The sequence below is a fragment of the Ruegeria sp. HKCCA5929 genome, from assembly GCF_013034525.1.
Taxonomy (GTDB): Bacteria; Pseudomonadota; Alphaproteobacteria; order Rhodobacterales; family Rhodobacteraceae; genus Ruegeria.
Genome location: NZ_WQGE01000005.1, coordinates 226,128 through 248,112 on the forward strand (window position 1 = coordinate 226,128; position 21,985 = coordinate 248,112).

The window sequence follows — 21,985 nt, forward strand, 5'->3', positions numbered from 1 at the left end:
CATGGCCACCATCACAACGGATGTTCTGATTATCGGGACCGGACCTGCGGGTTCTGCAACGGCGGCTTTGCTGTCCAGCTACGGCGTCGAGAATATGGTCATCAACCGCTATCGCTGGCTGGCCAATACGCCGCGGGCACATATCACCAATCAGCGCACGATGGAGGTGCTGCGCGACCTTGGTCACGAGGTCGAGGCCGAAGCCTATATGCATGCCGCGCACCAGGACTTGATGGGCGAAAACGTGTTCTGCGAAAGCCTCGCGGGCGAGGAAATCGGACGGATGAAAAGCTGGGGCAATCATCCACTGTCCAAGGCCGAGCACCTGCTGTCCAGCCCGACGATGATGAACGATCTGCCGCAGACCTTCATGGAACCCATTCTGTTCGGCACGGCCTGCCGCCGTGGTACTCAGGCACGCATGAGCACCGAATACTTGCGACATGAGCAAGATGCAGATGGTGTGACAACGACGTGTTTGGATCGTTTGTCGGGCGAAGAAATCACGATCCGGTCGAAATATCTGGTGGGCGCGGATGGGGGCAATTCTCTGGTCGCCGAACATGCCGGTCTGCCTTTCGAAGGTCAGATGGGCGTCGGCGGGTCCATGAACATCCTGTTCCGCGCAGATCTCAGCAAATACGTCGCGCATCGGCCATCGGTCCTCTATTGGGTGATGCAACCCGGCGCGAATGTCGGCGGCATCGGCATGGGTCTGGTCCGCATGGTCCGCCCATGGAACGAATGGCTCATTGTTTGGGGCTATGACATCAACCAACCAGCGCCCGAAGTTGACGAAGCCATGGCAACGCAGGTAGCGCGCCAGCTTGTTGGCGACCCCGAGCTTGAGATCGAACTGATCAGCGCCAACACCTGGACCGTCAACAACATGTACGCGACCCATATGCAGAAAGATCGCGTCTTCATCATGGGCGACGCGGCGCACCGCCATCCGCCGTCAAACGGGCTTGGGTCGAACACGTCGATTCAGGATAGCTTCAACCTCGCCTGGAAACTGGCGGCTGTCCTGAAAGGCCATGCCGGAGAGAACCTGCTGGACAGCTACAGCGAAGAACGTTCGCCAGTGGCAAAGCAGATCGTCACACGGGCCAATCAATCCATCGGTGAATTCGGTCCCATCTTTGAGTCACTCGGAATGGCCGAAGGCGTCGACCCAGAGGTCATGCAAAGCAACCTAGAGGCACGCTCGGGATCAACGCCTGAAGCCGCAGCACAAAGACAGGCCATCCGCGAGGCGATTGCCTTCAAGAAATATGAGTTCGATGCGCATGGCGTTGAAATGAACCAACGCTACGTCTCCTGTGCAATTGAAACGGATGGTCAACCGAACCCTGGTTTTGATCAGGATGCTGAGTTGCACTACCAGCCGACGACATGGCCCGGCGCGCGCATTCCGCATGTCTGGGTGTTTGATCATGATACTGGGAACAAGCATTCAACATTGGATTTGTGCGGTCGCGGAGAATTCACTGTGCTGACCGGAATTGGTGGCGAGGCCTGGGTAAAAGCAGCCGAGATGATCGCGAAAGAGCTGGGCATGCCCATTCGCTGTCACGTCATCGGCCCGCGCCAGACCTTTGTTGACCACACCGGGGATTGGGCGCGGGCGTCCGAGATTTCAGATACGGGCTGTTTGTTGGTCCGCCCTGATCAACACGTCGCATGGCGCTCAGCCGAGATGGCTACGGACGCCGAAGCCGAACTGCGCCGCGCTTTGACCAAGGTGCTTTCGCGATGACCCAATCCGGAGCAAACTTATACAAGTCAGGAGGCCAAAATGGACTCGCATGAGATGGGATACTTTACCGAAGAAAACTCGGCCGAGGTCGTCACCGCACGGAACAAAAACGCAGAAAGCGAACGACTGAAGCAAGTGATGGAGGTCATCACCCGAAAGCTCCATGAAGCAGTCAAGGAAATTGAACCAACGCAGCAGGAATGGTTCGAGGCGATCATGTTCCTGACCAAGGTCGGGCACATGTGCGATGACTGGCGGCAGGAGTATATTCTGTTGTCCGACGTTCTGGGCGTGTCGATGCTGGTGGATGCCGTGAATTCTCGTCGCCCAACCGGAGCCTCCGAGAACACTGTTCTGGGTCCTTTCCACGTGGGCGGCGCGCCGGAATATGAGATGGGGCACAACATTTGTCTGGACCAAAAGGGTGAGGACATGGTGGTGCGGGGTCGTGTCACCGATGTAGACGGCAACCCGTTGGAAGGCGTCAAGATTGATGTCTGGCAGGCCAATGATGATGGCTTTTACGACGTTCAACAGAAGGGTATTCAGCCCGATTTCAATCTGCGCGGCGTCTTCACAACCGGTGCTGATGGGACCTATTGGTTCCGCGCGGTGCGGCCAAAGAATTACCCAATCCCGGATGACGGGCCGGTCGGCGATCTGTTGAAGCGTCTTGGTCGACACCCGTACCGACCAGCGCATCTACACTACATCGTTTCAAAAGACGGCTACGACGACCTGACCACTCATATCTTTGATCCCGACGACGAGTACATCAATTCGGATGCGGTATTTGGGGTCAAAGAAAGCCTGATCGCCGAATTCAACCGGGTTGATGATCCGGCGCGATCTGCGGAAGTTGGCTTTGAAGGTCCATATTGGGATGTCGAATTCGACTTTGTCCTCGCACCGAAAGAGGCGTGACATGGCAGAGCCTTGTATCATCTGTGTTGCAATAACCGGGTCCTTGCCAACCAAGGCCAATAACCCGGCTGTGCCCATAACAGTCGAAGAGCAAATCGAAAGCACACAGGCCGCTTTTGAGGCGGGTGCAGCTATCTGTCACGCACATGTGCGGAATGATGATGAAACGCCTTCGAGCGACCCGGAAAAGTTCGCAAGGTTGAAAGAGGGGCTCGAGAAACACTGCCCCGGCATGATCATCCAGTTTTCGACAGGAGGGCGGTCGGGGGCAGGCAAGACGCGCGGCGGCATGTTGCCCTTGCGGCCGGATATGGCCTCGTTATCGGTAGGATCGAACAACTTCCCCACGCGCGTTTACGAAAATCCACCTGATCTGGTCGAATGGCTCGCGGCAGAGATGGTGACTTATGACGTCAAACCAGAGATCGAAGCCTTCGACCTGAGCCACATCCTGAAGGCGGCCGAGATGCACAAGAAAGGGCAAATCAAGGACACGCCTTATGTGCAATTTGTCATGGGTGTGAAAAACGCAATGCCTGCGGATCGGGACGTATTCGACTTCTACGTGAAGACAGTTGACCGACTGTTTCCGGGTGCACCGTGGTGCGCTGCTGGCATTGGCGCCCAGCAGGAGGTTCTGAACCACTGGGCAATTTCGTCTGGCGGCCATGCACGAACCGGCCTCGAAGACAACGTACGCCTGGATCGCAATACGCTGGCACCATCAAATGCAGCGCTTGTAACGCGCACTGCAGAGATCTGTTACCACTTCAATCGCCCGGTTGCGACAGCTGACCAGGCACGAAAAATTTTGGGCCTCTAGACCGGGTTTTGCGCACTTTGGAAATCCTACAAACCCGGTCTGACAGTCAGGCCGAAGGCTCGGTTTCTCTATTAGGCAAGGTTTGCTCAAGTTCTGGCGTAATCGGGATATGCTCGGCGTCGTCACCCGGTGGCAGTTTAAAAGGACCATTGGCCCAATCCGCCGCCTTCCAAGACTCTTTGGCGTCTTCAATCCTGTCTCGGGACGATGAAACGAAGTTCCACCAGATATAACGCTCCTCGCTCAGGGTTGCACCGCCCAGCGCCATGAGACGCGCACCCTTTTCACCAGCCCGAACGCTGATTTTGTCACCGGGTCGAAAGACCATCATTTGCCCGGCTTCGAAGACGTCGCCAGCAACCTCAACCGACCCTTCAGTGACATAGATTCCACGATCCTCCTGATCGTCAGGCAATGGAAAATGCGCGCCCGGAGAAAGAATGACATCGACGTAAAACGTCTCGGACTGCATCGTAACGGGGCTGGTTTTTCCATAGGCAGATCCGAGTATGAGCTTTGCTTGGATGCCTGTATCTTGAAGCTCTGGAAGAGCCGCGTTTTTGTGATGTTCAAAGTCCGGTGCCATCTCCTCGCGGTCTTTTGGCAACGCGATCCAGGTTTGAATACCAAACAACCTGTTGCGCTTCGCCCGCGTTTCCGCGCTGGTGCGTTCGGAATGCGTGACGCCCTTGCCTGCAACCATCCAGTTCACTTCGCCCGGATAGATCATCTGATGAGTGCCGAGGCTGTCGCGATGCTCAAACTCGCCATCATACAGATAGGTGACGGTCCCAAGGCCGATATGCGGATGTGGGCGAACGTCTATGCCGACTTCCGTGATGAACTCTGCTGGACCCATCTGATCGAAAAAGATGAATGGCCCGACCATCTGGCGTTCAGGCGCAGGCAACGCGCGCCTGACTTCAAAGCCACCGAGATCACGGGCGCGCGGAATGATCAGAGTTTCAACACTGTCTGCCGAGGCATTTGGGCACTCAGGGTTATGCGTGGGGTTCCAACTCATGCAGTGGGTCCTTTGTTTGTAGTCGGGTCTTGGCAAATGCGCCGCCGGTCACAGGAAATGACCGGCAGCATCCCTAGGCCCCTACGTTTCCAGCGTGGCGGTGACGCGATCCGGTGTAAATGGCATGTGGCGCAGACGCTTGCCTTGTGCGGCGTAGAACGCGTTGGCAATGGCCGCAGGCACCATCGGAGTGCCAACCTCGCCGACACCAACAGGCGGCGCATCGACCTTTGCGACGTAGATCTCTATCTCAGGCATCTGCGACGCGCGTGTGATCTCGTAGTCCCAGAAGTTGCTCTGCACCACCTCGCCATTTTCGATGTCGATCTTTTCGGAAAGAGCCATCGAGATACCAAATACGATGCCACCTTCGATCTGATTGAGCGCGTTGTCCGGCGTGACAATCAGGCCCGCATCTATCGCGGCCCAGAAGTTGGTGATCTGTATCTCTCCGCTGTCCGCGTCGACTTCAACTTCCGCCACACCTGCCGCCATTGATGAACTGTAGCCAGCGAAGGAAAGACCTAAGTTTCGATCACCCCGATTGTACCAATCGGACATTTCGGCCACTTTCTCGAGCAGGTGCCGCCCGCGCGGGTTTTCTGAAACTAGATCCAGCCGGAACTCCAACGGATCCCGCCCGGCTTGTTCTGCCAGTTCGTCCATAAAACACTCTGCCGCAAAGGCCGTGTAGGACGCGCCAATACCGCGATAGGGGGCAAGGCGCGCGTGCCTTTCCATGATCAGGTGATCGGCGCGGAAATCCTTAATCCCATAGAATTTGCTCTCTGCACCGCGCATCGAGATCACATCGTTCGGGTTAACCGCGTCCCAACGCACGGGATTGAAAAACCCGATCACCGTTGGTGTAGCGACCTTGTGATACCACCCGTCGAGTTTTCCGTCCGCAGTCAGACCTGCCTCAAGCTTTTGCGCTGCAGCGGGACGGAAGGTTCCCTGCTTTAAGTCGTCTTCACGCGGCCAGATCACTTTGACAGGGCGTCCAATAGCTTTCGAGCACAGCACTGCATCGCGCACATAGTTCTGCATCAGGGCTGTGCGTCGACCAAATCCTCCGCCCATTGTCATCATGTTCAGTCGAACGCTTTCGACAGGGATGCCCAACACCTCCGACACGGTGCGCGCGGTCCACGACTGCGTTTGCGTGCCTGCCCAAACCTCAGCACCTTGCCCGTCCGCATCGACAGCCGCGACAGCTGCCATCGGCTCAATCTGAGCGTGGTAGGCATAATCCGACAAATAGAGCTGCGAATACTGACGGTCAGCGTTGCCAATGGCTGCGGGGGCGTCGCCTTTCTCGGCCCAGGTTGCACCCGACGCTTCAGGATCACTGACAGCTGCCGCGTATTCGGCCAGCGTCTCTTCGCTGTTTGAGGTTCGGAAGGGTGAAGTGGTGGACCATTCGACCTCAAGCAAGCCCCGTGCCCCCAAGGCAGACCACAGGCTTTCCGCAACTACGGCAACTCCGTCCGGTACCATCACGATTTCGATGACGCCGGGTACCTCGCGTGCGGCAGCGTCGTTGATGGAAAGCGGTACTTCGTCTTCAACGGGCGAGCGCAGAACAGCGGCATAGGCCATGTTAGGCACATCCACATCGATCGCGTATTCAGCCCGGCCGGTGCTTTTGGCTGGAACATCGCGACGCGGCAGATCTTGCCCGATGATCCTGAACGCGGATGGGTCTTTCAGCGGCACGGTCTCAGCGTCTGGCACCGTCACATCCCTTGAACCAAGCGCCGCCAATTCACCATACCCGGCCTTTTGGCCATTGGGCCCCAAAACAACACTTGGTTCGGTCCTGAGCCGTGTTTTGTCCACACCCCATTCGCGCGCTGCGATTTGCAGCAACACGTCGCGCGCCTGCGCGCCCGCCTTGCGCATGGGATCGAAGTAGAACTGTGTTCCGGTGCTGCCAGCCGTATACAAAACACCGCCAAAAAGCTGATTTCCAAAGCGCCGATCATCAGCGTTCAACTGTTCGATCTCAACGTCGTCCCATGCTGCATCCAGTTCCTCAGCAAGGATTTGTGGCAGCGTGGAATAGCTGCTTTGCCCCATTTCGGTCGAGGGGAAGACGATCCGGATGCTTCCGTCGGCCCGGATCGTCAACCAATGATTGACATCCAGAGTTCCAATTGCGGCCTCCGCCCGGACGGATGAGATTCCTCCCGCGCCGATGAAAAATGTCAATCCGGCAGCGCCTTGTAGAAACCCTCGGCGGTTCATGGTCATGGTCATCTCAAACCTCCTTGGCTGCGCGTTCGATGGCTTTGAAAATGCGGTTGTAGGTTCCGCAGCGACAAAGGTTCGAGCTCATCTCATCGACGATTTCCTGTCGCGTCGGGGATGGATTGTCCGCCAGAAGTGCTGCCGCGCGCATGATCTGACCCGACTGGCAATAGCCGCATTGTGCGACCTGCTCTTCGATCCAGGCCCTCTGAACAGGATGCGAGCCGTCTTCGGACAATCCTTCGATCGTCGTGACCTGCGCATCCTCCACGTCGCTAACCGACATCTGACACGCGAAGCTCGCAACACCATCCACATGCACCGTGCAGGCCCCACACATGGCAGCACCGCATCCGTATTTCGTGCCCTTCAGTTTGAGTGTGTCCCGAAGGACCAGCAGCAACATTTCGTCAGGGGGGTTATCAACCTCTACGGGTCGGCCGTTCAATTCGAATTTGATCATTTGGAACAGTCCTTGTGATGCCTGATGTTGATGGGGTCGTGAGGAGTGGGTTTCGTCATGGCCTGACCATGGAGTGGTCTTGGTCGGCGTCGGTGACTGGGTCGACCATGGGCGTGACACGAACTTTCATTCCCGGTCGCAATGTTTGATCGGGGTTTTCCAGATCCGCCCAAACACGAATTTCGCCGCTGTTTTCATCGAACCAGACCGCCGAACCGGTGAGCTGAATTGCATTCGGCAGAACCCGACCGATCTCCGTTTCAACACGAAACCGGCCGGAATTTGATAGCTCCTCTGAGAGTGTGTTGCTTGTATTCAACCCTGAAACCCATTGGGCGTAGGGAACTTCGAACACAACGCGCAGGCGATCCAGATTTACGAGTTGAAACAGGGGCGGGTCGCCCGAATTGAACTCGACCAGTGAACCCGGTCCAACACGCGGGTCTTCAACATGCCCAGAGATCGGTGCACGTATGAGCGTGTCCGCGTAGTTGGTTTTTGCGATCTCCAACTCGGTTTCCGCCAAGGCCCTTTCGGCCTCAGCCAAAGCCAGAGTGGTTTCAGCGTCCAACAAAGCAACTTCTGTCGCCGCTCCCCGCGTTGAGAGTTGGGCCGCGCGTTCCAGCCTATCTCGGGCTTGAAGCAACAGAGCCTCGGCTTTGGCCAACTCTGCACGCGCGGCATCGACCGCCAGTTTCTCCAGATCGTTTCGAAGCTGCAGCAATGGCGTGCCCGCTTCGACATAGTCGCCTTGCTCAACCAGCACTTCTTCGACAATGCCCTCCGCCCGGCTATAGACGTCCGACCGCTCGACTGCTTCGATACGGCCTTCAAACTCCGAACCACCAGCAGATACCTGATCAGGCGCATGGACCCCGAACAGAACCGCAAAGACTGTGGCGGAAAGAACGGGCCTATGGGTGACCAATGTCGATAGCATCTCAAACACTCTTTTCATGGTGCGATCAGATGGCGGACGACGGGTCCGCTTTCTCTGGTGTCAAAAGCAGCGACGGTCTTTTGAACATCCTGATCCTGCCGCGACACCCGAGCGTGCTGAGCTAGATGTTCTTCCCAGGACGAAACCATGAAGGCCTCGACCCATAGCTCGGGGTCTTCGGCACTTTGGAAGACACGCCAATCATAGGCGCCATCGCGCCAGCGCTCGCCCGACCATTCCTGGATTGCGGACAGGAACGCAGCTTCATCCTCGGGTCGAATGCGATACTCGACTTCGACCATGACAGGACCGCGGGATGCCAAGCCGTCCTCCTCAAGGGCAACCTGAGGTGCAGGCCAATGCATAGAGGGCGTTAGGTCCAGATCGACGCCCTGACCAAGCTGGAGTTTGCGCGTCAGGATCAAGCCAACGATCAGGCCTCCTGCTGCGAGTAGCAAGGTAATCGACACAGATGTTGCAGTGGCCACTTGACCCCAGATTGCGGATCCAAAAGCCATTGACCCGAAGAAGACCATCAGATTTACGGCCAACCCTCGGGCCCTGACCCAATTGGGCAAAGCGGTCTGCGCCGACACATTGAACGTGGTGAGGACGGCAATCCAACTAAAGCCACCCAACAATGCAGCGATATAGGCCAGTGTAGGTGTTGTCGCCGTTGCAAGAATAGCCATGGCAACGGCAGTGCCGATGGTGCCGCTTGCAGCTGTTGTGCTTGCATCAAGCTTGGCGTGGAACTGTGGAAGGGTCAAAGCACCCGCAACAGCCCCTGCACCGATCAAAGTCAGCAACAATCCATACAGCGTCGCCCCGCCACCTTCGATTGTCCTTACGACAAGTGGCAGCAGCGCCCAATAGGCAGAGGCAAAGATGAAGAAGGCAAAAGATCGGATCAACGTGGCCTTGAGCGGGCCATTATGTGCGACGTGCCGCATGCCGGTCATCATTGCGTTAAAAACAGGCTGAGATGTCTTCGAAACGCCGACGTCGTGCTTCCACAACAACAGAGCGCCAATGATCACGAGATAGCTGACCGCGTTGACCGCAAAAGGCGCCGCCAAACTGACCGATGCAATCAAAACGCCTGCCAAGGCAGGGCCGATTGCGCGGCTGATGTTGATGCCCATTGAATTCAACGCAATGGCTGGCTGCAACGCATCACGCGGCACCAGGGTTGGCACGATCGCTTGCCAGGCAGGAGCCATGAAAGCTGTGCCAGTTCCGATGGCCAACGTGAACAGGATCAGCAGCGTGGGTGTTACCAGTTCAAGCTGAACCAACACGGTTAGCACCGACACCAGTACCAGAAGCACCACGTTCACTGTGATTAGCAATTTGCGTTTATCAAGCCGATCCGCCAGCGTTCCGGCGTACAAGGCAAAGACAAAAACCGGCAGGGTTGTTGCCGCCTGCACCAACGAGACCACAGCAGGGGATGAGTTGAGCGTTGTCATCAACCAACCCGCGCCCACATCATGCATCCACGTGCCGACGTTAGAGATGAGTGTCGCGACCCAAAGAAGTGCAAACGCCCGATGTTTGAACGGGGCCCAAGCCGAGTTTGATGCCGCAGGTGCAGGTTTTGCGATGCTACCACTGGATGACATCTGCCAACTCCTCGCGGTTTTTTTCGGCGTAGGACCGCACAAACGGGCAAAGAGGCACTATGCGGAGACCCTTGTCGCGCGCGTCTGCCACAAGCTGTGCAGCCAAGGCCCTCGCCAGGCCACGGCCACGCAGCTCATCCGGGACAAACGTATGATCGGCGATGACAAGGCTGGGCGTGACCTTAGATAGTGTCAGTTCCGCCTCACTCACGATCCCGGACACCGAAGCGCCGTACCGAGCTTTTGTGTCGCTTTCGCTGTAAGTGATTTTTAGCTTTTGGTCGTCCAACATGGGATATCTCCTGAGGTCTTTCCGCTATTCAGCGGCAAGGCTGCCTTGGTTTTGCGCCGTAGCGCCGGGGGCACCGAAAAAAGGGACAGGTGACCAATCGGGAAGCTCCGGCAATGGGGCTGGTTCATGCGCCGCAAAACGGGCCTTGGCGTGCACGATCTTGCCGCCTGTCAGCGTCAGGTCGGCCTCGATCTCGGTGATCTCGTCCTCGGCGATCGAGAAATAATCCCGGTCGAGCACGGCGATATCTGCCCATTGACCTGCTTTGATCTGACCCTTCTTGCCGTTTTCCCGGCTGAACCAAGCCCCTGCAGCTGTCCAATGACGCAACGCGTCGTGCCGATCCAAGCGGTTCGCCGCACTCCAGATGACGTCTCCGCCGCGACCCTTGCCAGAAACGGCCCAGTGAATGGCCAACCACGGATTGTATGAGGATACTCGCGTGGCGTCCGTGCCAGCGGCAAGAGGCACACCAGATGCCATCATCTTCTTGACCGGCATAACCTCGCGCAGGGCGTCTTCACCGTATCGGTCGCGATAGGCTGTCGTCTGAAAAGCGATGCGGTTTTGGTAGCTGATACCGCCGCCAAGTCGGGCAACCCATTCCATGGTGGATTCCGAAATCGTCTCACCGTGATCGAAAATCCAGTTCAGCTCTTCCAGCCCTTTGTCGCGTCCGACCTCTTCAATAAGGCTCAGCAACCGGTGGGCGCTTTCTTCATACGTGCAGTGGAAACGGATCGGCCATCGGTTTTCGAACAGAAACTCCAGTACTGGCCTGAGGTCTCCTTCCATCCGCTTGGGCAGATCGGGGCGTGGGTAGCTGAAATCCTCGAAATCATAGGCCGACGCGACCAGCATCTCGCCCGCTCCCACACATTTCAGGTAGCCGTTGCCTTCATCTGGTTTGACGATGTCATTCCACCGTTTGAAATCGTCCAGTTCGAACATCGGACGCTGGGCAAAAAGCTGATAGCCGATGCGCACGGTCTGCTCACCCCGCTTGTTCAACTCGGTGATGACGCCGTAATCATCGGGATAGTTCAGGAAGCCACCCGCGCAATCCAAAGCTGAGGTCAATCCAAGCCCATTCAGCGCCTTGAAATAGTGCTTGGTCGAGGTGACCTGCTGCTCGAAGTCCAGCTTGGGTGCCATGTCCAACAGCGCATAAAGCGGCTGAGCGTTGGGCCGCGCCATTGCCAACCCGGTCGGGTTGCCCTGATTGTCCCGCTCAAGACGGCCCGAGACAAAGGGTTCGTAGAAATGTTTGTCGATGCCGATTGCACGCAGGGCGGCTTTGTTCAGCCATGCCCGATCATAGAGATGCAACACGTAGACAGGCACATCCGGCGCGACCGCATTGATCTCATCAATTGTTGGCAGACGCTTTTCGGCGAATTGGTCAACGGACCAGCCGCCTACGACACGGATCCATTGACCCGCAGGTGTACGCTCCGCCTGAGCCTTTAGCATACGCAGACCGTCGGCAAGAGACGGAACGTGGTCCCAGCGCAGCTCCATCGCGAAGTTATTGCCTTGCCGAATGATATGCGTGTGGCTATCGATCAGCCCGGGGATCACACGTTGGCCGCCCAGATCGATTGTCTCGGTTTTAGGACCCGCAAGCCCGAGTGTCTCCTTGTCTGTGCCAACAGCCGTGATCTGATCCCCCGATATGGCCACAGCTGTAGCTTCGGGCATGTCGGGATCCATTGTCGTGATCTTGCCGTTGAAGAGTATCTTGTCTGGGGCGGCCATGATTTGCATCCTTTGGCAAAGCGGGACTGGTAGGTGCCCGCCGGTCGGGCACAGATGAGATTGGTTTGGGAAATCGCCCGCTCGGTTTCACGGGGAGGGATGAAAGGACCGAGCGAGCGTTGCGCGGCAGATTATTCTGCGGCGACCTTGCCGGCGGGCACCGCGTCCAACGTTGGACCAGTGTGACGGGTGCGCGATGGGGCCTTGTGGACCATCGTATAGGCGTAATCCACGCCCATGCCGTAGGCACCGGAGTGTTCGCGCACCAGGTCCATGACAGCGTCGTATGTGTCGCGCCGTGCCCAGTCTCGTTGCCATTCCAGCAGAACTTGCTGCCAGGTCACAGGGATCACTCCGGCTTGAACCATCCGGTCCATCGCGTATTTGTGGGCATCTACCGAAGTACCCCCCGACGCGTCCGCAACCATGTAGATTTCGTAATCCGTATCGGCCATGCAGCTCAGCGCGAAGGTGATATTGCAGACCTCGGTCCAAAGGCCGGAGACCACGATTTTCTTGCGGCCTTCAACTGCCCCGCGTGCCAGCGCATCGCGGACTTTCTGGTCGTCCCAAGAGTTCATGGACGTGCGTTCCAGCAAAGGCGCCTGAGGGTCAACGTCCAGAAGTTCAGGATAGGTTTGCCCCGAAAAGCTGTCTGTTTCGACCGTTGTGATGATTGTGGGCACGCCGAAAATCTTGGCGGCTTTAGCCAGGGCAACGGTGTTGTTCTTCAGTGTCTGACGATCGATCGATTGCACACCAAACGCCATCTGCGGCTGATGATCGATGAAGATGATCTGGCTGTTCTCTGGGGTCAGGACATCAAGTTTGGACATTGTTCGTTCCTTGGTTGAGGTTGGATGGGGTCAAAGGGGTTCAGTTTTGCTGGGTTCTGTGACTTGGTCCGCCTTCGTCACGGCGAAAGACTTCAGATGCAGGGCCTGCGACACGGCGTCGGAATGGCCCCTGATCCATTGCACGGCGGCTTCTCCGGCAAGCATGCCCAAGAGGCCCAAAAGGGCGATGATTGGTGGGGCTGGGCTGCGGACTGCGATCAGGCCGTAGATGACCCCGATGCCAAGGCCCGCTGCGAGCGATATAAGGTAGGGTTGCCAAGTCATGTTGGGCCTCGTTGGAATTTGGATGCGATTGCTTTGACGACTGAGTTTTCTGGGCGTGTGGGCCCCATGTTGGTTCGGTGCTGAAACCGACGGCACGAGGCTGTTTGACGGCTGTCCAGCCCTCCGTCCAGCGCACGTCCTTGCAAGGCCTTTTGGTAAATCGTGATCATTTCGCTCAGTTCCAGGTTCTGTTGTGTAACGATGTGGGGTGTAGTTTGAACTCGACAAAGCAGAAGTTCTGCGGGTATGCATTAGCTGGGCTAAATTATAAATTTGAGCTGCCATGCCACTGACCCGATTGCCTTCCTTGCTGAGTTTGCGCGCCTTTGAGGCGGCGGCCCGGCGTGGATCGATCAAAGAAGCGGCCTATGAGCTTTCGGTCACCCCGGGCGCGGTCAGCCAGCAGATAAAGGCGCTGGAAGCCGACCTTGGAGTGCCTTTGTTTGTGCGAAAGACCCGCGCAATCCATCTGACACCCGAAGGACAGCGCTTACAGCCAACGATCAGCGAAGCGTTCTTGCAGATCCGCCAAGTGGTTGATGAGGTCCGACCCAAGAAGACACCCAAACTGCGCATCAGTTCCAGCAATGCGCTGATCAGTAAGTGGCTTTTGCCGAGGCTTCACAAGTTTACCAAGGACCACCCTGACGTTCAGGTTCACATCGAGTCCGAAAACCCCTCGGACCACAAAACCCACGCCACGGCCGATATCGAGATCCGATATGCAAGCGAGCCGCCTTCGGACCGGTATGCGCAATTGCTCCACCGTGAGCTGATGCTGGTTGTCGCCAGCCCGGCTGTGCTGAACACATTTGGCATAAGGTCTCCTGCCGATATTAACGCCGCGCAGGTTTTGTACGACACAACGCCGATGCTGGCCGGATCGGTTCCCAGCTGGGTTCTTTGGAGCCAACACGCTGGTCTCCCGAATGCGGTAGACCCATCCAAAGCCATGCGGTTCGAAAGACCACCGGGCGGTCAGATTGTGGACGCCGCGATCGCAGGCGCGGGTGTAGCGCTGTGTGGATCGTTGCTGGTTTACTCGGCACTTTCTGACGGTCGGCTGATCTGCCCATTCGGTCCTGTAGTAGAGACAGGGTTCAACTATTTCATTTGTTGCCACCCGGGGCGCGAGCGTGAAGAGCATATCCATGAGTTCATGTCCTGGGCGCGCAAAGAAGCCGCTGTGTTGTCTACGTTGAATGCGCTGCTTGATCATTCAGCCGAGGCTGACGTCCCCGTTGAAGTGGGTCGCTAGGGCCGTCAGTTCGGAGTTGCGCAATTCGTGCCCGCCTTCGTGAATATCTGATGTGACCACGGCGCCATTCTCGGACAGCCATTTGATCAGGCGTTCCGACATCGTCAGCGGCGTGATCGGATCGCGCCGACCCGCCGTTACCAGAACCTTCCGTCCCTTTAGCTGCGGATTTACTTCGGGTTCCCAAGTCACCATCGGATGCAAGAGCCCGACCGCTTCGAAAAGGTCCGGTCGTTTAAGAAAGACGGACGCCAGAATATTCGCCCCGTTCGAATAGCCGAAACCATAGACGGGGTGGCCGGGATACTCTGAGCGATGGGCTTCGATGAACGCGATCATCTTTTCAGTCGCGCGCGCAAGGTCCTCCATGTCATAAATCCCCTCTGCGGCGCGACGGAAAAACCGCGCCGCGCCCATCTCAGAGACATCACCGCGCGGCGAGACCACTCCGCCTCCGGCAACAAGCTCGCCAGCCAGTTCGAAAAGCTGATGCTCGTCCCCTCCGGTGCCGTGAAAGGCAAAAACCAGCGGACGGGCAGATTGCGGCGCCCGCACCAGCGCCTGATAGAGATCTTTGGACATCTCAACCTCCGTCATCATGGTTCAAGTGAGGGCAGAAGACTTTCTATCTTGCTGCGATGTGGCTCGTAACGGGTGGGCAGCTTGAGCGCTTCACCCAGATGGGCCGTATCTTCGTCACGGTCAAAACCGGGCTCGTTCGTGGCGATTTCGAACAGCACACCACCCGGCGTGCGGAAATAGATCGCCCAGAAGTAGTCGCGGTCAATAACCGGCGTGACCTGATAGCCGGTATCCAGCAAAGCCTGCCGAACACGCAGCTGCGCGGCGCGGTCTTCGACGGCAAAAGCGATGTGATGAACGGACCCAGCGCCTTGACCAGCGGTCGGAGCACCTGACGGCAGCTGTTGCAGATCAATCGTGTCTGCAGCGTTACCCCCCTCGATCACGTAACGAGTAACGTCACCTTCGGATTCAGCTTTCTGGTACCCCATGAAACTGAGCAATTCGCCCGTCGCGTCGACGTCCTTCAACGCAAAGCGTGCGCCTCGGAAACCCAAGATTCCGGCGTCATCGGGAACGCCGCCCTGGGTCCAGGCTGTCCGACCTCGCACGTCAGTTTCGACCAAGGCAAAGCTGTCGCCATCGGGACCGTCGAAGGACAAACGCTTTTCTCCGAAGACAGTGTTTTCGGTCAGCCCGGTCACACCGCCAGATGCAAGATGCTGTTTCCAGAACGCGATACCACCTGTAGGGATGGCAAACTCCGTTATTCCAACCTCTCCGGCACCACGACGCCCCCGAGGCATCTGACCGAATGGAAAGTAGGTCATGACCGAGCCAGGTGTTCCAACTTCATCTCCGTAATAGATGTGATAAACCTCAGGTGCGTCGAAATTGACCGTCTTTTTCACCCGGCGCAGACCCAGAGTGTTGGTGAAGAAAGCATTGTTGGTGCTGGCATCTGCAGCCATCGATGTGACGTGGTGCAGCCCTTTGATGTCTTTGATCATGTCGCGCTCCTGGGCGAGTGTTCAACTTGATCCAAAGATGGCGTATCTATTATTGAAGTGAATAGACAATCATGTAGGTTTATTATTGACGAAAACGGAATTATTAAGCTGACATGATCGAGCTTAAGCCCATCCGCGTCCTGCGCGCTGTATCAGACCAGAAAAGCTTTTCCTTGGCCGCGCGCGAACTGGGTATCGCTCCGGCATCAGCAACACGCATCATAGCGCAGCTTGAGAAAGACCTCGGCACACAGCTTCTGGTACGCACCACACGTCAAGTTTCATTAACCAGCGCCGGAGCAACTGTCCTTGCGCAGTACCGACCGTTGTTGGAGGGGTTTGAGGAGGTTACGCGAAACCTTCAACGGGCCAACCAACCTGACAAGGGCCATCTGCGTCTGACCGCGCCGGTATCACTGGGCGTAACTTTGCTGCCGCAAGTGATCTCGGGGTTTCGTCTCGTCTATCCGAATATTTCAGTCGAGATCAATTTTACCGACACCCTGCTCGATGTGATCGAGGAAAACTGCGATTTAGCTGTACGTGTATCGGGCCCGCCTACCGATAAATCAACAATTTGGCGCAAACTGTGCGAAGTCCCACGACACATGATTGCTGCGCCGTCTCTGTTTGACCGCATTCCCAGGCCTGATCATCCGCGCGATCTGAACCCAGACTTTCTTATGTCATACAGCGCGCAAGGCCGCTCCGAAACCTGGGAATTCTCTCATGCAGGTAGCAACGTTTCAATTCAAGCAGGCGAAAAGTTAATCTCCAACAATGGAGACTTCCTTTACGCTCTTGCGGTCGCTGGAGACGGCATATGTGTTCTACCCGATTTCATAACTTACAAGGGATTGGCCAGCGGGCAAGTCGAGCAGGTGATGCCAAACTGGTCTATCACATCGTTGTGGCTTACGCTGTACTACCCGCCATACGAACAACTCCCACCGATCGTCGGAACGTTTGCCGAGTATTTTGAAGCGTTTGTGCAGAACCATCCGAACCTGGAAACAACAGCTTAGGCTCCAGACTCATTGATTTACAGCCAGAATAGGACTGTTGCAGCGAGAGCGATGGCCGAGAGGAATACCTTTGGGCATCTGTCATATCGGGTGGCGACGCGCCGCCAATCCTTCAGGCGTCCGAACATGATCTCAATGCGGTTGCGTCGTTTGTAGCGGCGCTTGTCGAATCGGACAGGCTTGTCGCGTGACTTTCGACCTGGGATACAGGACTTTATTCCCCTGTCATTAAGGGCTTCGCGGAACCAATCTGCGTCATAACCTCGATCTCCCAGCAGCCAGTCAGCCAATGGCAGACTGTTTACCAAAGCCCTGGCGCCCGTGTAGTCGCTCACCTGCCCGTCGGATATGAAGAAGCGGATGGGGCGTCCGAGGCTGTCAGTAACGGCGTGCAGTTTCGTATTCATGCCACCCTTGGTGCGCCCTATCAGCCTGCCACGCCCCCCTTTTTCAACCGCAGGCTGGAAGCCGTCCGGTGCGTTTTGAGGCATGTTGCGTCAATCATGATCGTCTTGTGGTCCGTGCCTTCAGCAGCCAGCCCGGTCATGATCCGAGCGAATACACCCATATCGCTCCATCGTTTCCAGCGATTGTAAAGGGTCTTTGGTGGACCATACTCGCGAGGTGTATCTGACCACCGCAACCCATTGCGATTGATGAAGATAATCCCACTGAGCGCATGCCGATCATCAACCCTCGGCTTGCCATGGCTCTTTGGAAAGTAAGGCTGAAGATGCGCCATCTGCTCCTCGGTCAACCAGAATAGACTACTCATTATAAACCCCCTGAAACTCAGGGGCTTGAATCAGGTCGTCGAAATGGCCGAAACCAAATTAATGGTTCCAGAACCTAGCCTTTTGGGCTCAGAATTAAAGATTTTGCCACCTGCTGCGCCAATCGCCTTGCTGCACGGGGACTGGGCTACCGTGGGCCCAAATCGGACGTTCAGACTCCGGGAAAAGCCAAGCGCCGCCCAGCGCATCTAGTAAGTGTGAACTGAGCTGGTCACACCAACAGCGTTATGTTGTTAAGACCATCATGCAACTCAAAAAGCCTTAATTTTACGCGTTTCGCCGGAAGGCTCCGGACAACCAAACTCAAATAACTTGAAAATTTTGAGCTGATCGCGAGACTTAAAACATGAGTGAGTATTTTGATGAAATGTTTAACGGCGATGGATTACTCAGAGATCCGTATGAAGAAATAGGCCGTTGGTTCAACGCTGAGGATGCATCTCGGTTAAGGGCCAAACAGCGTGAAGCCGAAGAAGTTTTCAGGCTGACGGGCATTACATTTAACGTATATGGCAAAGCCGAGGCCGAGGAACGATTGATACCGTTTGATATCGTACCACGCGTCATTTCCGCGCGCGAATGGCAGCGGCTGGAACGCGGCATCGAGCAGCGAGTGCGGGCAATCAACGCATTTCTACATGACATTTATCATCGCCAGGAAATTGTCCGGGCCGGGCGTGTGCCGGCTGAAATGATTGCCGGAAACGAAGCGTTCCTGCCGCAGATGCTTGGTGTCTCACCGCCCGGACAGGTTTATACGCACATTGTAGGTGTCGATCTGGTGCGAACCGGACCAGACGAATTTTTCGTTCTGGAAGACAATGCCCGCACACCATCCGGGGTCAGCTATATGCTGGAGAACCGGGAAACGATGCTAAAGATGTTCCCCGAACTTTTTAGCGCGACCAATGTGCGGAATGTTTCTGACTACCCCCGCAATCTGAGACGGTCTCTTGCGGCCTGTGCACCAGCTTGCGCAGACGGAGAACCCACTGTCGCGGTGTTAACCCCCGGCATTTATAACTCAGCCTATTACGAACATGCGTTTCTTGCCGATCAAATGGCCGTGGAATTGGTCGAAGGCCACGACCTTCGCGTTGTCGACGGGCGCGTCTGTATGCGCACCACCAGAGGCTACAAGCCCATCGATGTGCTTTATCGCCGGGTTGATGACGACTTCTTGGATCCACTGAATTTCAACCCTGACAGCGCATTGGGCGTGCCAGGCATTCTGGACGTTTATCGCGCAGGCGGCATCACGATCGCGAACGCTCCCGGAACGGGTATTGCCGATGACAAGGCGATCTATTCCTACATGCCAGAGATCGTTGAGTTCTACACAGGCGAAAAGCCTCTGCTGCAGAATGTTCCAACCTGGCGATGTAGTGACCCTGTCTCGCTGTCCTATGTTCTGGACAACCTGTCCGAACTTGTTGTGAAAGAAGTGCATGGGTCTGGCGGTTACGGTATGTTGATTGGCCCAACCGCCAGCAAAAAAGAAATTTCCGCATTCCGGGACAAGCTCAAGGCGCGGCCGGCGAATTATATCGCTCAGCCGACCCTGTCTCTTTCAACGGTTCCAATCTTCGCGCGTTCGGGGCTGGCCCCCAGACATGTCGATCTAAGGCCGTTTGTTTTGGTGTCTCCCGACGGGATCAAAATCACACCCGGTGGATTGACCCGCGTAGCGTTGAAGAAAGGCTCACTGGTCGTAAACTCGAGCCAAGGCGGCGGGACCAAAGACACCTGGGTTCTGGAGGACTGACCATGCTGGGAAAAACTGCTGGTGGGTTGTTCTGGATGTCCCGATACTTGGAGCGCGCGGAAAACACGGCCAGGCTGCTGGAGACAGGTCAAAGGATGGCGTTGACCCGGACTAAGAACTCCGCCGAAGAATGGGGGTCGGTTCTGAAAACGGCCGGAGTTCTGGATGGATACCACGCCAAGTACGATGATATTACCAAGGACAACGCTGTTGATTGGGTGTTGCGAGACGCGGATAATTCATCCTCGATCAAGTCGGTTATCAAGCAGGCCCGAGACAACGCGCGCCTTGTTCGGACGGCACTGACCCACGATGTGTGGAGTGCCGTAAACGCGACTTGGATGCAGATTGACGAGGTCATGAAACGCCGCGTGAATGAGCGGGATTTGCCTGCGACGCTGGAACTTATTCGCCAACAGGCTGCTCTGGTTCGCGGTGCCACCTTGGGAACCATGCTGCGCAATGACATTTTCGACTTCACCCGCATTGGCACATTTGTCGAGAGGGCAGACAATACTGGGCGCATTCTGGACGTGAAATACTATGTTCTGCTGCCCACTGCCTTCTCGGTCGGCTCGTCACTGGACAACATCCAATGGGAAAGCATCCTCCGTTCTGTCGGCGCTGGCGGTGGGTATCGAATGACCCATGGTGAGAAAACCCGACCGTCTGACATTGCGCAGTTTCTGATCTTGGATCAGCGGATGCCTCGCAGCCTTCACTTTTGCTGCAGAAAGATCCAAGAGAACCTGTCATACCTGAAGAAAGACTATGGCTTTGCCGGACCTTCCTGCGAGGCGTCAAACGCTCTCTACGAGAAATACCTGGATCAGAAGATCTCGGATATCTTCGAATTCGGTCTTCACGAATACATTCAGGACTTTCTAACCGACCTCGGCAACTTAAGCCGTCAGATCGAGATTGATTACCGGTTCTACGAGTAGCCAATGAAACTGCACATTCGACACGAGACACGATACGATTTCGACGCGCCGGTTCCCTTCGGGCTGCAGCAGCTGAGGAAGACGCCAAAGTCATTTCGCAATCAAAGCATTGAAAGCTGGAACACCGAAATCACCGGCGGGCGCAAAGAACTGACGTTTGAAGACTACCATCGCAACACCGTGGAATTGATCAGTTTCGAAACAAACACCCAAAGTATTTCGTTGATCTCCGAAGGTGTTGTTGAGGTGGAAGACACCAATGGCATCTTGGGGCGTCACGAAGGGTCGACGCCCTTGTGGTTGTTCAAAAGGGGAACCCAGCAGACAACGCCGGGAAAAGGGGTTGCCGAACTGATAGCCGCATTACCCAAAGGCGAACTGCTGGAGCAGATGCATGCTCTGTCCGAAAAAATTCGAGTTCAGGTCGCGTACGAAATTGGTAGTTCGCACCCGGGCTGGAGCGCAGAAGATGCCCTCAAAGCTGGGCGCGGCGTGTGTCAGGACCACACGCATATCTTCATTACATGCGCGCGACAGATCGGAGTGCCAGCGCGCTATGTGTCCGGTTACTTGATGATGAACGAAACGGAACTGCAAGACGCGACCCATGCTTGGGCAGAGGTGCATTTGGACGGGCTTGGCTGGGTCGGTTTTGACGTGTCAAACGGGATCTCACCTGACGATCGTTACGTCCGCGTTGCAACCGGGCTGGACTATGCCCAAGCAGCACCGGTAATAGGGAACAGAATTGGTACAGCGGGCGAGCAATTGACAGTGCAGTTGCAGGTCGCACAGCAGTAACGGAGAATTTGATGACCTATGCTGTGGGCATGCGGCTGAATCGCGGGCTGGTGTTCATGTCCGATACGCGCACGAATGCAGGCGTGGACAATGTTTCGACCTTCAACAAGATGTTCAATTGGACAGTCGAGGGGGATCGGTCGATCACAATCCTAACAGCCGGAAACCTTGCGACCACTCAGGCCACAATAAGCCTTCTGGAAGAGCGTACAAAAGTGCCGGAAGAACGCTCGCCGTCCATACTGGAAGCGCCGACAATGTTTCAGGTTGCGCAACTGGTCGCGGCGACATTGAACGATGTCATTGAAGAGCACGCCCGGTCCGGTCAACAAGCCGATAGCGCCTTTCACGCGACACTCATTCTAGGCGGCCAAATCAAAGGCGGCCCGTCGCGCCTGTTTCTGATCTACCCTGAGGGCAACTTCATCGAGGCCGGTGATGACACCCCGTTCTTTCAGATCGGAGAGACAAAATATGGTCGCCCGATTCTGGTGCGCGCCTATGATCCGGAAATGAGCTTCCCAGAAACCGTAAAACTCTTGCTGGTCAGCTTTGACTCGACAATTAAGGCCAATTTGTCTGTCGGAGCTCCACTTGACCTGCTTCTCTACGATGAAGACAGCCTTGAAGGTGGCACGCGGTCCAGGTTCGAACCTGACGATCACTACTTTCGCACTATTTCCGAAGGATGGGGGGACGCGTTGAAATCGGCCCTGGCCAGACTTCCAGAGTACAATTTAGAGAGAAAATTAGACGGTTGAACGTCTGCTATGTCCCGCACTGTGTGAGTGCATAGTCTACAATTTTTACACCCTGCCTGAATGACCGCGTTCCCTCTGCCTTAAAGCGGAAATTTTTGGCAGCGCAGCGGATTGGCACGTTGT

General features: G+C 56.1%; 21 protein-coding genes. 9 read left to right on the forward strand and 12 right to left on the reverse strand.

The window, feature by feature from the left end; genetic code table 11:
* Position 1 precedes the first annotated feature (1 nt).
* The 3 genes from GOV90_RS14005 to GOV90_RS14015 are packed head-to-tail and all read left to right on the forward strand — an operon-like array spanning position 2 to position 3,506.
* A complete protein-coding gene (locus GOV90_RS14005) occupies positions 2–1,759 on the forward strand; it encodes an FAD-dependent monooxygenase (RefSeq protein WP_171091826.1) in 1,758 nt (585 codons plus the stop codon).
* A 39-nt stretch (positions 1,760–1,798) separates the two neighbouring features.
* Complete coding sequence (locus tag GOV90_RS14010) at positions 1,799–2,683, forward strand: intradiol ring-cleavage dioxygenase (protein WP_171091828.1); 885 nt, start codon at positions 1,799–1,801, stop codon at positions 2,681–2,683.
* Position 2,684: 1 nt separating this feature from the next.
* Entirely contained in the window at positions 2,685–3,506 is an 822-nt protein-coding gene (locus tag GOV90_RS14015) for a 3-keto-5-aminohexanoate cleavage protein (RefSeq protein ID WP_171091830.1), read from the forward strand.
* Positions 3,507–3,552: 46 nt separating this feature from the next.
* On the opposite strand, the gene GOV90_RS14020 is transcribed toward GOV90_RS14015, so the two are convergent.
* The 9 genes from GOV90_RS14020 to GOV90_RS14060 all read right to left on the reverse strand — a co-directional run bounded on the left by GOV90_RS14020 (position 3,553) and on the right by GOV90_RS14060 (position 12,982).
* Entirely contained in the window at positions 3,553–4,530 is a 978-nt protein-coding gene (locus GOV90_RS14020) for a pirin family protein (protein ID WP_171091831.1), read from the reverse strand.
* 81 nt (positions 4,531–4,611) lie between these two features.
* Entirely contained in the window at positions 4,612–6,792 is a 2,181-nt protein-coding gene (locus tag GOV90_RS14025) for a xanthine dehydrogenase family protein molybdopterin-binding subunit (RefSeq protein WP_171091833.1), read from the reverse strand.
* 1 nt (position 6,793) lies between these two features.
* Positions 6,794–7,246: a (2Fe-2S)-binding protein gene (locus GOV90_RS14030; protein ID WP_171091835.1), complete on the reverse strand. Its 453-nt coding sequence runs from the start codon at positions 7,244–7,246 to the stop codon at positions 6,794–6,796.
* 55 nt (positions 7,247–7,301) lie between these two features.
* Positions 7,302–8,186, reverse strand: coding sequence for an efflux RND transporter periplasmic adaptor subunit (locus tag GOV90_RS14035; protein WP_171091837.1), 885 nt, complete (start codon positions 8,184–8,186; stop codon positions 7,302–7,304).
* A gap of 14 nt (positions 8,187–8,200) precedes the next feature.
* Positions 8,201–9,811: an MFS transporter gene (locus GOV90_RS14040; protein ID WP_171091839.1), complete on the reverse strand. Its 1,611-nt coding sequence runs from the start codon at positions 9,809–9,811 to the stop codon at positions 8,201–8,203.
* Entirely contained in the window at positions 9,795–10,103 is a 309-nt protein-coding gene (locus GOV90_RS14045) for a GNAT family N-acetyltransferase (protein ID WP_171091841.1), read from the reverse strand. Before GOV90_RS14045 ends, GOV90_RS14040 begins: the two co-directional genes overlap by 17 nt.
* Before the next feature lie 24 nt (positions 10,104–10,127).
* A complete protein-coding gene (locus GOV90_RS14050; RefSeq protein WP_171091843.1) occupies positions 10,128–11,861 on the reverse strand; it encodes an amidohydrolase in 1,734 nt (577 codons plus the stop codon).
* A 131-nt stretch (positions 11,862–11,992) separates the two neighbouring features.
* Positions 11,993–12,697: a hydrolase gene (locus GOV90_RS14055; protein WP_171091846.1), complete on the reverse strand. Its 705-nt coding sequence runs from the start codon at positions 12,695–12,697 to the stop codon at positions 11,993–11,995.
* A 30-nt stretch (positions 12,698–12,727) separates the two neighbouring features.
* Entirely contained in the window at positions 12,728–12,982 is a 255-nt protein-coding gene (locus GOV90_RS14060) for a DUF1427 family protein (protein ID WP_171091848.1), read from the reverse strand.
* A gap of 283 nt (positions 12,983–13,265) precedes the next feature.
* Here GOV90_RS14060 and GOV90_RS14065 point away from each other — a divergent pair, with 283 nt between their 5' ends.
* The gene (locus tag GOV90_RS14065) at positions 13,266–14,240 is read left to right on the forward strand and encodes a LysR family transcriptional regulator (RefSeq protein ID WP_171091850.1); all 975 of its coding nucleotides are present in this window, start codon (positions 13,266–13,268) and stop codon (positions 14,238–14,240) included.
* Here the strand turns inward: GOV90_RS14065 and GOV90_RS14070 are convergent.
* Both GOV90_RS14070 and GOV90_RS14075 read right to left on the reverse strand, forming a co-directional pair.
* Positions 14,202–14,822: an alpha/beta hydrolase gene (locus GOV90_RS14070; protein WP_171091852.1), complete on the reverse strand. Its 621-nt coding sequence runs from the start codon at positions 14,820–14,822 to the stop codon at positions 14,202–14,204. The two genes, GOV90_RS14065 and GOV90_RS14070, sit on opposite strands and share 39 nt — an antisense overlap.
* A 14-nt stretch (positions 14,823–14,836) precedes the next feature.
* Positions 14,837–15,772: a VOC family protein gene (locus tag GOV90_RS14075; RefSeq protein WP_171091854.1), complete on the reverse strand. Its 936-nt coding sequence runs from the start codon at positions 15,770–15,772 to the stop codon at positions 14,837–14,839.
* A gap of 113 nt (positions 15,773–15,885) precedes the next feature.
* Between GOV90_RS14075 and GOV90_RS14080 the strand changes: the two genes are divergently transcribed.
* Positions 15,886–16,797, forward strand: coding sequence for a LysR family transcriptional regulator (locus GOV90_RS14080; RefSeq protein ID WP_171091856.1), 912 nt, complete (start codon positions 15,886–15,888; stop codon positions 16,795–16,797).
* 17 nt (positions 16,798–16,814) lie between these two features.
* Here GOV90_RS14080 and GOV90_RS14085 read toward each other — a convergent pair.
* Positions 16,815–17,572 (reverse strand): IS5 family transposase gene (locus GOV90_RS14085; protein WP_171091858.1). Its coding sequence is split into 2 segments (ribosomal slippage): positions 16,815–17,251 and positions 17,251–17,572, totalling 759 coding nucleotides; the frame shifts between segments, so codons are not numbered across the junction.
* Between the two features lie 365 nt (positions 17,573–17,937).
* Between GOV90_RS14085 and GOV90_RS14090 the strand changes: the two genes are divergently transcribed.
* From GOV90_RS14090 to GOV90_RS14105, 4 genes are read left to right on the forward strand one after another with little or no spacing between them, the layout of a single operon-like run.
* Positions 17,938–19,356, forward strand: coding sequence for a circularly permuted type 2 ATP-grasp protein (locus GOV90_RS14090; protein WP_171091859.1), 1,419 nt, complete (start codon positions 17,938–17,940; stop codon positions 19,354–19,356).
* Between the two features lie 2 nt (positions 19,357–19,358).
* On the forward strand, positions 19,359–20,300 hold the full coding sequence (locus tag GOV90_RS14095) for an alpha-E domain-containing protein (protein ID WP_171091861.1): 942 nt from the start codon (positions 19,359–19,361) through the stop codon (positions 20,298–20,300).
* A gap of 3 nt (positions 20,301–20,303) precedes the next feature.
* Positions 20,304–21,101, forward strand: a complete 798-nt coding sequence (locus tag GOV90_RS14100) for a transglutaminase family protein (protein WP_171091863.1) — start codon at positions 20,304–20,306, stop codon at positions 21,099–21,101.
* An 11-nt stretch (positions 21,102–21,112) separates the two neighbouring features.
* Positions 21,113–21,862, forward strand: coding sequence for a proteasome-type protease (locus GOV90_RS14105; protein ID WP_171091865.1), 750 nt, complete (start codon positions 21,113–21,115; stop codon positions 21,860–21,862).
* Positions 21,863–21,985 lie beyond the last annotated feature (123 nt).